This window comes from Rhodococcus sp. KBW08 (genome assembly GCF_003852455.1).
Classification (GTDB): Bacteria; Actinomycetota; Actinomycetes; order Mycobacteriales; family Mycobacteriaceae; genus Rhodococcus_F; species Rhodococcus_F baikonurensis.
Genome location: NZ_QAJJ01000018.1, coordinates 509,462 through 523,184, shown reverse-complemented (window position 1 = coordinate 523,184; position 13,723 = coordinate 509,462). Strand labels below are relative to the sequence as shown.

The 13,723-nt window shown below is 64.0% G+C and carries 12 protein-coding genes and 1 riboswitch; of the genes, 2 read left to right on the top strand and 10 right to left on the bottom strand.

Translation table 11 applies throughout. The features are described 5' to 3' along the window. Window positions 1-6: 6 nt before the first annotated feature. The 6 genes from DBV08_RS26265 to DBV08_RS26240 form a co-directional block, all read right to left on the bottom strand. Window positions 7-813: a 1-acyl-sn-glycerol-3-phosphate acyltransferase gene (locus DBV08_RS26265; RefSeq protein WP_095969868.1), complete on the bottom strand. Its 807-nt coding sequence runs from the start codon at window positions 811-813 to the stop codon at window positions 7-9. 94 nt (window positions 814-907) lie between these two features. Then, entirely contained in the window at window positions 908-1,948 is a 1,041-nt protein-coding gene (locus DBV08_RS26260; RefSeq protein ID WP_020969875.1) for an ROK family protein, read from the bottom strand. A 124-nt stretch (window positions 1,949-2,072) separates the two neighbouring features. Continuing rightward, window positions 2,073-2,468 (bottom strand): hypothetical protein, encoded by a 396-nt coding sequence (locus DBV08_RS26255; RefSeq protein WP_124569347.1) that lies wholly within the window; start codon window positions 2,466-2,468, stop codon window positions 2,073-2,075. After that, a complete protein-coding gene (locus DBV08_RS26250; RefSeq protein ID WP_095969866.1) occupies window positions 2,465-3,715 on the bottom strand; it encodes an ArsA family ATPase in 1,251 nt (416 codons plus the stop codon). The genes DBV08_RS26255 and DBV08_RS26250 overlap by 4 nt, the downstream gene beginning before the upstream one ends. Next, window positions 3,716-4,153, bottom strand: a complete 438-nt coding sequence (locus DBV08_RS26245; protein ID WP_003941701.1) for an SRPBCC family protein — start codon at window positions 4,151-4,153, stop codon at window positions 3,716-3,718. Window positions 4,154-4,216: 63 nt separating this feature from the next. Then, a complete protein-coding gene (locus DBV08_RS26240) occupies window positions 4,217-4,603 on the bottom strand; it encodes a polyketide cyclase / dehydrase and lipid transport (RefSeq protein WP_095969865.1) in 387 nt (128 codons plus the stop codon). 159 nt (window positions 4,604-4,762) lie between these two features. On the opposite strand from DBV08_RS26240, the gene DBV08_RS26235 reads away from it, so the two are divergent. Further along, a complete protein-coding gene (locus DBV08_RS26235) occupies window positions 4,763-6,574 on the top strand; it encodes a long-chain fatty acid--CoA ligase (RefSeq protein WP_124569346.1) in 1,812 nt (603 codons plus the stop codon). Between the two features lie 82 nt (window positions 6,575-6,656). Here the strand turns inward: DBV08_RS26235 and DBV08_RS26230 are convergent, their stop codons facing one another. From DBV08_RS26230 to DBV08_RS26215, 4 genes are all read right to left on the bottom strand, one after another. After that, a complete protein-coding gene (locus DBV08_RS26230; RefSeq protein ID WP_095969863.1) occupies window positions 6,657-7,784 on the bottom strand; it encodes a glycosyltransferase family 4 protein in 1,128 nt (375 codons plus the stop codon). A 77-nt stretch (window positions 7,785-7,861) separates the two neighbouring features. Further along, a complete protein-coding gene (locus DBV08_RS26225; RefSeq protein WP_260395766.1) occupies window positions 7,862-9,220 on the bottom strand; it encodes a hypothetical protein in 1,359 nt (452 codons plus the stop codon). Window positions 9,221-9,294: 74 nt separating this feature from the next. Continuing rightward, complete coding sequence (locus DBV08_RS26220) at window positions 9,295-10,347, bottom strand: C40 family peptidase (protein ID WP_124569345.1); 1,053 nt, start codon at window positions 10,345-10,347, stop codon at window positions 9,295-9,297. Window positions 10,348-10,671: 324 nt separating this feature from the next. After that, window positions 10,672-11,229 (bottom strand): C40 family peptidase, encoded by a 558-nt coding sequence (locus DBV08_RS26215; RefSeq protein ID WP_003941754.1) that lies wholly within the window; start codon window positions 11,227-11,229, stop codon window positions 10,672-10,674. A gap of 14 nt (window positions 11,230-11,243) precedes the next feature. Beyond that, a riboswitch (cyclic di-AMP (ydaO/yuaA leader) is annotated at window positions 11,244-11,422 on the bottom strand. Window positions 11,423-11,943: 521 nt separating this feature from the next. Here DBV08_RS26215 and DBV08_RS26210 point away from each other — a divergent pair. Next, window positions 11,944-13,704 carry a DEDD exonuclease domain-containing protein gene (locus DBV08_RS26210; RefSeq protein ID WP_185564920.1) on the top strand — a complete coding sequence of 587 codons (1,761 nt, stop codon included), beginning with the start codon at window positions 11,944-11,946 and terminating at the stop codon, window positions 13,702-13,704. Window positions 13,705-13,723: the final 19 nt, after the last annotated feature.

The window sequence follows — 13,723 nt, the reverse complement described above, 5'->3', positions numbered from 1 at the left end:
AAATCTCTAGCTGGCCTGTGCGTCCGGGAGCGAATCCTTGTCGGTCTTCGCGGATTCCTTGGACTCGGCCGAGGCCACGAGATCGACAACCGACTCGCCGCTTTCCGCCGGAACGTCGACGGCAGCTTCGGGTTTCGTGGGTGCCTGGTTCTTGAGACTGGCCGCGTAGATGTCCACGTACTCCTGGCCGGAGAGTTTCATCAGCTTGTACATCACCTCGTCGGTCACAGCGCGCTCGACGAAGCGGTTCCCGCCCATGCCTTCGAAGCGGGAGAAATCGATAGGTTCGCCGACGATCACGGTGACCTTGGCCGGACGCCACATCCGTGAGCCGATCGGATTCATCTTGTCGGTACCGACCATCGCAACCGGGATCACCTTGACGCCCGATTCGAGCGCGAGGCGCGCCATTCCGGTCTTGCCCTTGTAGAGGCGACCGTCAGGCGAACGCGTTCCCTCGGGGTAGATACCCAGCAGACTGCCCGAACCGAGAACCTTGAGACCGGCGTTGAGCGCATCCTGCGCTGCGTCCGCGCCGGTTCGGTCGATGGGGACCTGTCCGACCGCGGTGAAGAACCACTTCTGGAATGCGCCTTTGAGACCGGAACCGGTGAAGTACTCGCTCTTGGCAAGGAACGTGATGCGGCGGTTGACGCGAAGTGGAAGGTAGAACGAGTCCAGAACCGCCTGGTGATTGCTGGCCAGGATGGCCGCCCCGTCAGTCGGAATGTTCTCGTGACCCTTGACCGTCGGACGCCCGAGCAGCCAGAGAATCGGCCCCAGCAACACATACTTGAAGAGCCAATACCACACGGCGTCCCTCCCATTCACAGCTGAATTTCGCTGAGTACGACCTTACTGCCGACCCGTAACCCCCGCTACACACGCCCCTGCAGGATCGACCCGATCACAGTCCGGCAGACGTGGTTCCAGCGCCGTCGACCCCACCGAGATCCTGAGGCACCACCGATCGGGCCAAAGCGGCGGCGCCGACCATGCCCGCAGCTTCGCCCAGCTGAGCGGAACGGATTCGGGCCAGTGGTCGGTGCTTCGCCCCGGTCAGCAATGTCGCGTACTGCTCACGGGCGTCGTCGAGAAACAGTGGGGCAGAACTCGCGACGCCACCGGCGATCACCACCAGATCGGGATCGTAGACGTCACCGACCATGGCGAGTCCGACGGCCAGCCAACGGGTGAACTCGGCGATGGTTGCCAGCGCGAGTGGGTCACCGTCCTGCGCGGCGTTCGCGATCCGGCGGCCGGTGAGGGAACCTGGATCCACCGCTACCTCACGCGCCAGAACGGTCGACGCGGCGGGGTCGGCGGCGAGCAGTTCGATGGCCGTGTCGACGAGCGCCGTTCCGCTGCAATAGCGCTCCCAACACCCACGTTTGCCACACGCGCACTGACGCCCGCCTGGCACGACCTGGATGTGGCCCAGTTCGGGGGCGACGCCGTGACTCCCCCGGTACAGCTCACCGTTGATCAGCAGCGCACCACCGATTCCGGTCCCGATTGCCACCATCACGACATTGCGGCCCCCGGCGGCCGCTCCGAATCGGTGCTCCGCGAAGGCTGCTGCGTTGGCGTCGTGTTCGAGCACGACCGGCAGCCCGAGTCGCTTGCTCAGGTCACTTCCGACCGGCGCGTCCACCCACGGCAAGTGCGGCGCGAACCGTACCGAGCTTCGATCGGAGGTGATGAAGCCGGCGACCGCCAACCCCACGGCCGACACCTCGTGCCTGGTGACCAATTCGCGCACGACACGATCGAGACCGTCTTCGAGTGCCCTGGCCGACTGCGGGGTCGGGGCTTGAATCATCTCGAGCACTTGTCCGTCCACGTCCACGACGGAGGCTCTGATGCTCGTCCCGCCGACGTCGATGCCGACCGTCAAGATGTCGTCCATGGTGGAGTCGGAGACCGCTTTCAAGCGGCGCGCGCTCATCGCGACAATTCCCGCGCGAGCGTCGCCCGCTGGAGTGCGCACCCTGTATCGGTGCCTCGTGCGTCGGTGACCATTGTGTCGATTGTGCTCATCGCGGACCGTTCGCTCTACCCGGGGTACGAAGTCAGTCCTTGACCGTCACGTCGATCGGGACAAATGCCGCAGTCCGAGTTCGCTCCGCACCCGGCGCCGTCGGGCCGCTGTCCGGTCCACGATCGGGGCCTGGCGGCCCCCCGAGAAACTCGTCGAGAATCTCGCGAAGCAACGCAAGGAATACCGCTGCTTGACCCGCGAGGAATGCCAACAGTTCGTGGTGCTCACCGCGAACCAGTGCAGCGAGGGCGCACACCGGGCACCAACTGCAGCCGGTGAACACCGGCTGCGTGTCCGCTGACGCCGAGTCACTCGCAACATCGGCCGTCGCTGCTGCGGCCTTGAGCAACACCGGTTCCAGGCGCGTCAGAACGGTTTCCGCCAGCGCGCGAAATTCCGCGACGAGGCGCTCGTGCTCTTCGCTCATACCGGCCACACCGCGGGATCCGGGCTGAACCGAATGATCAGGTAACTGCCGTCCAACTCCGCCCCGTTCACGACACAACGACGCAGCACCGACGCCAAACGAACTCTGCGTCGTACGCCGTCTGCTCCCACCAGCACATCGTCCTCCACCCGGCCCAACGACAACGACGACGGATCCACGAGCGGAAGGTACATCCGCATCACGTACACCGAATCGACTCCGGTCCCCGACTCCAAGGACACCACGATGTTGTCCGCGGTGCCGACGGTGCCCGAATCCGTGCCCGTTCCACCCTCGAACGTGGCCGCGATCTCGCCCAGAGCGGCCAACCCTACCGGTTCGGCGCAGACGCGTTCGACCGTTGTGACGGACATTCCATCGGTTGATTTACGCAATTCGTCGACGACGAGCGCCTGTGACGCCTGGATCGAAGCGAGCCACCGCGCCGCCGGCGAATCGTCGACCGCCTTCCCAGCCGGCGAGTTGAACTGCGGGACAAGGTTGTTGACCACAATCCCGCCTACTCGCAGACCGGCCAGAGCCAGCCCGGACAACGTCCGACGAGTCGCCGCGACCGACACGCCATCGGCCGACGTCACCACACTCACGCTGGTGTTCGCGCGATCCGAGAGGTGAGTCGCGATTCGATCCACCGACGCGAGCACACGTTCGACGACGGACACGAGTAAGAGCAACCGCATGTCCGTACCCGTCACAGCGACCATCCGCCTGTGCCGCGGCCACAATCGCTCGAGATACTCCGACACCATCGACGGCGAACCCAGTATCCGAAGCGCTTCGGCTGCAGCCGGACAGTCCACGACCACGAGGTCGTAGTCACCGCTGTCCGAGAAGTCGACGATTTCGGCGAGCCCGAGCATGTCCTGGATTCCCAGGGATCCCGTCAACTCTTCCGGTTCCAACCCCTCGAACGACGAACCGTGTTCGTGATCTCCCGCTCCGAAAGTTCCTGCAGCATCGATCAAGCCCGACAATCCTCGGAACTTGTCCTCGAGGAGCGCTGACGTGTCGAGTTGCCGGACGTCGAGGCGCTCGGTGAGAGGTGTAGTCGTTCGCGGATTCGGCACGCCCAGGACGTCCGCGAGAGAACCTGCCTGATCGATCGACACCAGCAGCACTCGGGCCCCGGAGGTCGCCGCCGACACAGCCGTCGCCGCGGCAAGCGTCGTCGTGCCTACTCCGCCTTTACCGACGAACAGTTGGACGCGCGATCGTTGCTCCGGCACTCAGCCCTCGACTCGCTTCTTCAGTTCTTTCAGAGCTGTGTCGGTGATGATCTTCTCGGCCTTCCGCTTGAAGAGACCGATCATCGGAATCGTCAGGTCGACCGTCAACTCGTAGGTGACCGACGTGGTGCCGTTCGGGCCGGGCTCGAGTGTGTACGAACCGAATTGGGACTTCTGAATCTCACCCGATATCAGCTCCCAACTCACCGCCATACCGTCCGGTGCCCACGAATACTGCAGTTCGTAGGTGTCCTTCACCATCCCCGCGTCGAGGACGAAACGTACTCGGTCCGCGCGGCCGCCCTGCCCCGGCGCCGTCACCTCGACGGACTTCGCCGCGGCCACCCATTCGGGGTATCGCTCGAAATCGGCGATGACGTCCATCACGGCGTCGGCAGGAGCGTCGATGCTGATCAACCCCTTGGTCTTCTCGGCCATACGACTGCGCTACCTTCCTTCGTCAAGAGTCCAGAACCTGCACAACGTGCACTGCTTCGATTATCAGTCCGGTGCTACGCCGGCGGCGCGTCCCGCTTCGAGTTCGCGCTTGAGCTGGAACGACATGACCTTGCCGTCGACCCGACGCTTGCGGTTCATCCCGGCGAGGTCGAGGTTCGCCAGATCGGACGGTGATACGCCGACCGGTTCACAGTGCAGGAAGTAGTGCGCGATCGTCCCGTCCATCACCGGTTCGAGCCACACCTCCATGGTGCCGACCAACTGACCGGACACTCCCCACCGGAATCCCGCGGGACCGCGATCTTCCCGGACTTCGAGCGCAAGATCACTGAACCAGCGACGCCACTGCGCGCGCGAGGACAACAGTTCGGCGACCCGCTCGGGCGGGGCGGCGATGAAAGTCTGGTCTGCGACCTGAATGCTGCTCACCGAAGTAGCTTCACATATCGCGTCGGCGAAGCGTCGAGGGGTGTCGCAACACTACATACCGGACAGACTGTAAGCCTGGCCACAACTGCGTCGGACATGCGACTACAGTAGGAGACGAAAACCCTACTCGTCAGTATTTCGCAGTGTCGGAGGTATTTCGTGCCTGAGTTCAGCGCACCCCAGACGTTCACCATTCCCGAGGATGCCTCCGCGGTCGACTCGGTCTTCGCCTTCGCGAAGACGAAGCCGGCGGCGGTTGTCTACAAGCGCAAAGTCGGAAATGCATGGGTCGATGTCACTGCAGGCGATTTCGCCGCTCAGGTGACTGCCGTCGCCAAGGGCCTGATCGCGATCGGAGTCAAGCAGGGCGATCGCGTCGGCCTCATGTCGGCGACTCGCTTCGAATGGCCGCTCGTCGACTACGCCATCTGGGCGGCCGGCGGCGTGACGGTTCCGATCTACGAAACCTCCGCAGCCGAGCAGGTTCGCTGGATTCTCGAGGACTCCGAAGCAATCGACCTCATCGTCGAGAACGACGCGCATGCCGCGACCGTGAAGGACGTCGCTGCAGCGGCACCCGCGCTGCGCACGGTCTACCAGATCGATGCCGCGGCAGGCGGTAAAGGTGTTGTCGAGGAATTGACCGCACTGGGCGCCGACATCTCCGACGAGGACGTCCACGCCCGCGTCGCTGCACTGAAGGCATCCGATCCCGCGACCCTGATCTACACGTCGGGCACCACAGGCCGACCCAAGGGCTGCCAGCTGACGCACTCCAACCTCATTGCCGAGTCGAAGGGCATCCTCGACTCCAACCTCGGCACGCTGCTCAAGACTCCCGGCGTCAGCACCCTGATGTTCTTGCCGCTCGCGCACGTTCTCGCTCGCGCAGTCAGCATCGCGTCGTTCGACGCCGGTGCAACGCTGGGGCACACGAGCGACATCCCGAACCTCGTTCCGACGTTCGGCGAGTTCAAGCCCGACTTCATCCTCTCGGTGCCGCGCGTTTTCGAGAAGGTCTACAACAGCGCACGTGCCAAGGCGCACGGCGACGGCAAGGGAAAGATCTTCGACGCGGCCGCAGACACCGCTGTTGCCTGGAGCGAGGCGCAGGACAAGGGCGGCGCCGGCATCGTTCTCAAGGCCAAGCACGCTCTCTTCGACAAGCTCGTGTACTCGAAGCTTCGCACTGCACTCGGCGGGCAATGCCAGCTGGCCATTTCCGGTGGTGCACCCCTGGGCGCTCGACTCGGCCACTTCTTCCGCGGTATCGGCGTCACGATCTACGAGGGCTACGGACTGACCGAGACCACCGCAGCGTTCGCCGTCAACACCATCGGTGCACAGAAGGTCGGCTCGGTCGGAAAGCCGTTGGCCGGCAACTCCGTTCGCATCGCCGAAGACGGCGAAATCCTCCTCTCGGGACCGGTGGTCTTCACCGGCTACTGGCGCAACGAGAAGGCGACTGCCGAGTCGATCGAGAACGGCTGGTTCCACACCGGCGACCTCGGCACCGTCGACAAGGACGGCTACATCACCATCACCGGCCGCAAGAAGGAAATCATCGTCACGGCGGGCGGCAAGAACGTCTCCCCCGCTCAGCTCGAAGATTCCCTTCGCGCCCACCCACTGATCAGCCAGGCCATCGTGGTCGGCGACCAGAAGCCTTTCATCGGCGCCCTCATCACCATCGACGCCGAAGCTCTTCCCGCTTGGAACGAGCGCAACAACAAGGCCGCAGGAACCACAGCTGCCGACCTGGTTTCGGACGGCGAACTGGTCGGCGAAATCCAGGACGCCATCGACGAGGCCAACAAGCTCGTCTCACACGCCGAGGCGATCAAGAAGTTCCGCATTCTTCCGGTCGACTTCTCCGAGGACACAGGCGAACTCACGCCCACGATGAAGCTCAAGCGCAACGTCGTGCACGAGAGCTTTGCCGCCGACATCGAAAAGATCTACGCCAAGTAGCCTTTCGTCGATCAGTCCTCTGCCGACAGGAACGGCCCGCACCGAATTCGGTGCGGGCCGTTCGCGTTCGAGTCCCGGTAGCTCAGCCGAGGAGATTACGCAACTTCGAAGCGAGCGTGTCCCACTTCCATTCTTCGGCAACCCACGCCCGGCCGGCTGCTCCCATCGCTGCCGCTCGATCACGATCGGACAGCACCTCGATCACGGATTCGGCGACGTCACGAACAGAGGTACCGTCGACCACGAGCCCGGTCTTGTTCTGCTGCACGGTTTCCGGAGCGCCACCACTGCGCCCGGCGATGACCGGCACGCCGGTAGCCGAGGCCTCGAGGTAGACGATTCCCAGTCCTTCGACGTCCAATCCGGCGCCTCGGGTGCGGCACGGCATGGCGAAGACGTCGGCAACAGTGTGGTGAGCCGCCAACTCTGCGGCAGGCACCGTGCCGGTGAAGACGACGTGATCGTCCATCCCGGTCTTGCGCGCCAATTGACGGAGATGGTCCTCGTACGGTCCACCGCCGACGATCACCAGCACTGCTCCGTCGATGCTCTTCCGAATCGTCGGCAGCGCCTTGATGAGCATGTCCTGCCCCTTGCGTGGCACGAGCCGCGACAGGCACAAGATCGTGGGCCGCTCTCCCAGCCCGTATCGCTTACGCAGTTCTGCGCGGGCAACCGAGTCCGGGTGGAACACCGACGTGTCCACTCCGGAAGGAAGGTGCTCGAGCGCCGCTTGCGGACCGAAAGCCGCCGAGAACCGCCCACGGGTGTACTTGCTGACAAACGTCACCGCATCCGTGTGATCACCGATCACACGCAACGACTGCCGCGCACCGGGAATCATCGACCATCCGACCTCGTGGCCGTGAGTACTCGCGATCACTCGGCTCGCACCGGCGCGCCGAACAACCGGCGCCAACAACGCCAACGGCGCTGCCGCACCGAACCAGACCGACTCGCAGTCGTGCTTCTTGACCAGCTTCGCAGCCCGACGAGCGACGAAGGGCGACGGCAACATCAGTGTCGTCGGGTGCCGAACGACCTCGAAAGGCTGTGCCGCATCGAACTTCTTGTGCGAGTCGCCCCGCCACCGCGGTGCGTACACCACCAACTTGTCCGGCGGCAGATGCCCGGCGAACGTGTGGAGATAAGACTGGATACCTCCGGGGCGAGGAGGAAAGTCGTTGGTCACCAAGAGGGTCCGGCGCATTCGTCCACCGTAGGGCACGCTGCGCATCGAGACGTGACAAGGTCACCCCGCGCTGCTGTCGACCAGCCGCGAACTACTCAGCCCAGATGGCTGTCGGTCCAGTCGACCCATCCGAGTCGCAGTTCCTCGGTTCCGACGCCCAGGACCGCTCGGATTCGCGAGTCGAGATCTTCGGCCGTCATCTTTCCGGAAGCGAGGGCGCGAAAGAGGTCGGTCAGCTTGGCCTCGCCGAATCGATCGGCGATATACGCGTTGACAGACCACGCCGATTCGTACGCCAGCGAACTCACAACCGGGACACCGCCGAACTGTGTGTCGTCCGGAAACTCCGTCGGTGTGTCGCCGGCACGGACCGCTGCTGCCAGAGTCGGCGCGATCTCACCCCAGGCCCGCGAGGATCCACGATTTCCCGCGTACTCGGCGAACCCTTCCAACACCCACATCGGCGACCCGTCACGGGTTTTCGATCGGGCGGCTATGTGCATGAGTTCGTGGCGCAATACCGTTCGCCTGGTGATGTCGGTCAACCTCGAAGCCGCGGCGGGTGAGAAGACCACCCGCTGGCCGCTCACGTCGGAAGACCCGTCCGTCGTTGCATCCGCGACCGACACTGCGGCAATCGAAGCGCCGTCGTGATGAGAGCCGACCAGTGCGGTGAATTCCTCCGAGGACCCCGCCACCATGAGCACCGCGCGCTCGGACCACCACGGCCCCCACAACTGCGTTGTGTTCTCGATGGCTGAGTCCACATCTGCAGCCAAAGCGTCGACGAACGCCTGCTGACCCGGGTGACCGATCACGAGTGCATTGCGCGCGGCGTTTTCGGCGACGGCCAGCGGGCCGAAGTCCCAGGGGCCGTTCCAGGATTCGCCTGCCGTTCGGGCGCCGTCCAGTCCGACGATCGACCCGTCCGCAAGAACCGACCACTGATCGCCGCGTTTCGCGAGCGTCATGGACACTGCCTTGCGAGTGGGCAATGCGTCGACGCCGTCGAGGGCGTACCGAAACAGAACTTGCGCATTCCAGACTTCGACGTCTCCGTCCGGTGCACCGGTTCGAGGCGCCGGAGTCAGACCGCCGCTGGGGATCTCGTATCCCGAGTCGGAGAAATCGAGCGCTCCCGCTGCAGTGGCTCGTCGAATTTCCGCCTCGAGCACACCGGGTGCGGCAGCATTGTCGACGAACTTCGCCAGCCCCGACGGATCGTCGGACATCTGCGATGCAGCCCATGCGTCGAGAAATGCCTGTACCTGCGCGGTTCGTTCGGCGTCCTGCTCGCTGGCCGCACTTTCGTCGGAATCGGACCTGTTCGTCAGGAAGATCGTCAAACCGAGAACGAGCACCACGGCTACGCCGAGCGCCACGAGGGCCGGATACTCCCAACGGCGTGGTCGATCTGCGCCGACGTCGGGCGTCGTCATCGGTTCAGTCGGCACGGTGCCGAGTGTAGGAGAACTCGACTCGACGCTTCACGGCGGCTGGCCACACGCCGCTCGGGCGCAGCAAGCCGTCAGTAACGACGCGCAGTGGAGAACTCCATGCCTGCCATCGACTGAACCTTCACCGGCACGCCGAACGTCGACGCATGCAGAATGTTTCCGTCGCCGGCATAGATACCGACATGCGAGTTGTCGCTGTAGAAAGTCACGACGTCACCGGGCTGTAGTTGATCCCGCGACACCGGTACACCGCCCTGCGCCTGCGCTTGGCTCGAACGCGGCAGAGTCTTTCCGATCTGCTTGTAGGCCCACACGACCAGACCTGAGCAGTCGAACTCGTTCGGGCCGGTCGCGCCCCAGACGTACGGGTCACCGATCCGCGTGAGGCCTGCCTGAAGCGCTGCAGCACCGGAGCCGGGCGTAAGGTTAGCTAGAATTTTGCTGAGATCGACGTCAGGAGGGAACGGCGTACCGCTCAGTTGGTTACGCTCGTCGTCGGTGAGGTTCTGGAACGCTTTGGTCACGTCGGCGATCTGCGTCTGCAGTTCACTCTGCTTGCGCTGCAAGTCGTCACTGAGTGCGCGGGCTTGATCGGCGGCGGTCCGCGCTTCTTCGGCCGAGCGTTTCGATGCTTCCGAGGCCGCACGGGCAGCGGCAGTGGCTTCGTTGAACTGGGAGACCTGCACTGCCGCGTCGTTGGAAATCACGTCGAGCGCAGACATCTGGTCGAGCAACTGCTGCGGCGAATCGCTGACCATCAACGCAAAGAGGCGATTGGTTCGTGCACCCTGGTAATTCGCTGTGGCAATGCGGTTTACCGCCGGAGCGAATTCGGCGACACGTGCCGAAGCCGCGTCGAGAACACCCTGATCGGCTGCCGATCGCGCGTCCGCATCGTTGGCGACGCCCAGCTTCGCGTCGAGATCGATCTGCGCGTTGTGCAGCGCTTCGTTGGTCTGCTCGGATACCCGGGAGAGTTCACCGAGCTTGTCGAGTGCCTCGGTCGGGTTGGTGATGACGGGGTCGGCACCGGCCTGCATCGAAGGCCCTGCGACGAGTCCGAACGCCAGCACTCCCACGGTCACTGCGGCGCGTACTCGACTGTTGTTTTTCGATGAAACCACGGAATGCAACTCTCCGTCTCGGTGAAGCGACGTCGACCGGGACCGGTCGACGATCTGTTAGCTGGCTGTCAACTATCTACAGTACCTGTCTCGCCCGCGTAATGTCTCGATAAGGTTACGGAACGGCATACGTTTGTGTCTACTCGCCGGTAGGCGTGTCGGGGTGAAGTACCGGGCGAATTGTCGAGAAACAGAAATGTGGGCCTCGAATCGAAGATTCGAGGCCCACATTCGAAGATCCGGAGCTCCCCCGAGCTCCGCCGCCTTGCAGCGGCGGATCGTTCCGACTGCCTACCGGCGACAGCCGTCGAGCGTGATCAGAAATCAGTAACGGCGAGCACCGTCGTACGGCATCGAGGACACCGGAGCGAGCTTCACGGGCTGACCAGCGGTCGACGCGTGGATGACATTGCCGTTGCCGGCGTAGATGCCCGAGTGCGACCCGCCGTAGAAGGAGATCACGTCGCCGACCTGAAGATCGGACTGTGCGACGGCAACGCCGGCTGCAGCCTGGTCGTAGCTCGTGCGAGGCAGGTTCAGGCCGGCCTGCTTGTATGCCCACTGAACCAGACCGGAGCAGTCGAATGCGTCCGGGCCGGCTGCGCCGTACACGTACGGGGAGCCCAGCTTGCTCTCTGCGGCGCGAACTGCCTGCTCACCAACACTGGAGATGGGAGCGGCCGGTGCAGCCGGTGCGATGTCGGTGATGCCCGGAATGACCGGCAACTGAGGAATAGAAACGCCCGGAACCTCGAACGTGCCGACGCCGGGGATGGTGATGGGGTCTGCCGAGGCAGGTGCAGCGGTTGCAGCGAATGCTCCGACTGCGAGCGCGCCGGCTACTGCCAACTGCGCTGAACGCTTGAAACTCTGTGACGCCACTTAAGGGGTGCTCCATTTCTTCCATTCATCCGCCGACCGAGTTAGCTGACGGGTTCGGGCTGGGAAGATCAGCCCTACCCGCGTGGTCTGCAGCGATCCTGCGTGCTGCACCCCAGGCGGGATTCACCCCAGTGGAAACTTGGGTTCCCGGTTCGGGTTCCTCGCGGAGATCCCGATTAGGCGGTTCCTGACGATGCCGGTCCTGTTTGGTCCGGCAAGACTTCGTTAGGTCTCAGGAAGGTTACGAAATGATCGCGACGATGTCGACCGCTTCGTGACAATCGCGCCCGATTCGCCGGAAAACGTGGTGCCGCGCCCGCGATACGCCCGGTGGGTCACGAGGAGATAACAACAGGTCGGTTCGGCACCCCACCCTCCGCCCGCAAACGTGCACCCGCTACCCACTGCCAAGGCTCACCAAACCCGACAATCCGATCTTCCGCGCAGTTCAACGACAATTACTTGAAACTAGAACCTGTTCCGTTCACGGGCGCGAAGTCAGCCACCGATCAACGCAGCAAAGGCCCTCCGAATCGCCCTACCGGCAAGTAGGCAGGAGTCCGCATTCGCGAGTTCCCACCGCAAGTGTGATCCTCGTCTCTCATACTTTTGTCGGGGGTCAATCCGCTGCTTTCGCAATGGAAGTCGGAGTGAGCCGGATTCCGCGTCGGTATTCTCCAATTCCTGTCGGGGGGTCCTTCTACTGTCTGCGATGTGAGTCCCGCCTCGGCCCGAGAATTTCCGTCTCCGCCCCCGTTCTCCGACGGGGAGAAAGTCGACGTCGGGCGGCAACTGAGCTTCGACGAGCTGGACACACCGCTGAGCGAGACGACGTTCGTCGTCGTCGACCTCGAGACCACAGGTGGAAGCGCCGACCAGGACTCCATCACCGAGATCGGCGCCGTCAAGATCCGCGGTGGCGAGGTACTCGGTGAAATGGCAACCCTCGTCGATCCAGGCCGGTCCATTCCGCCGTACATCGTCGAACTGACCGGAATCACCACGGCCATGCTGATCGGCGCACCTCCCATCGAACGTGTCCTACCGGCTTTTCTCGAATTCGCCGAGGGCGCGGTGCTGGTGGCACACAACGCGCCCTTCGACATCGGCTTTCTCAAAGCAGCGGCGTCACGCAGTGCACGCCCGTGGCCTGCGTTCCGTGTGCTGTGCACTGTCAAGCTCGCCAGGCGCGTGCTCACACGCGACGAGGCGCCTTCGGTCAAACTCTCCGCCCTCGCCCATCTCTTCCAGGTAACCACCCAACCGACGCACCGCGCGCTCGACGACGCGCGTGCGACAGTCGATGTCCTCCACGGGTTGATCGACAGAGTCGGGAACCAAGGCGTCCACAGTTACAGCGAACTCGTCGACTACCTGCCCAACATTTCCTCACATCAGCGGGCCAAACGGTCCTTCGCCGCAAATCTGCCGCGAAGCCCCGGCGTCTACCTTTTCCGAGGTCCCTCCGACGAAGCCCTCTATATAGGAACTGCTACCGACCTTCGACGCCGCGTCCGCAACTACTTCACCGGTTCGGAGACCCGCGGCCGAATGAAGGAAATGGTCGCGCTGGCCACCCGTGTGGACCATGTCGAGTGCGCGCACGCTCTCGAAGCCGGGGTGCGTGAACTACGACTGCTGAGCGCGCATGCGCCGCCGTACAACCGTCGCTCCAAGTTTCCCAAGCGAGGTTGGTGGATCACCCTCACCGACGAGGCGTTTCCGAGACTGTCCGTGGTTCGCACGCCCACGACCGATTCGATCGGCCCGTTCACCTCTCGCGCCGACGCAGTCGAGGTCGCGGACACCGTCGCAGAGTTCAGTCGTCTGCGCACGTGTACCAAGCGTCTCGGGCGCGGCGCCGTTCACGGCCCTGACTGCCCCGCTCGTGAGCTGGGGGCGTGTCCGGCCTCCTGGACCCCGGAAATCAACGCAGAGGACTACGCGGCCGCCCCTGAGGCCGTGCGTGGTTTCTTCCGAGGAACCAACGACGCTCCCCTTCGACAGATGCAGGCCCGGATAGACGAGCTGTCCGCACACGCGTTGTTCGAGAATGCTGCTCGTCTGCGTGACCGAACGGTCGCAGTCGCTACCGCGGTGCGGCGCACTCAGCGACTCGCCGCAGTCGCTGCGATCGAACAACTCGTACTCGCCCGACCCACCGGGGACGGCGGCTGGGAGCTGTCGGTGATCCGTTCCGGGCGTCTCGCGTCGGCCGGGCTCGCCAGACGTGGGACTCACCCGATGCCCGTCGTCGACGCCATCACCGCGGCGGCCGAAACCGTCCTACCGGACGACGCACCGTTTCGCGGCGCGTCACCCGAAGAACTGGGACTGATCGCACGGTGGCTCGCGTCGGACGGTGTCCGAATCGTGTCGGCGACGTCCGGCTACGTCGAACCTGTAGGCGGCGCTGGCAAGTGGGAAGCCTGGTGCCGACTCGCGCGGGCCGGTACCGAATCCGAACATCGATGACGTAACGAGGGGACGGCAC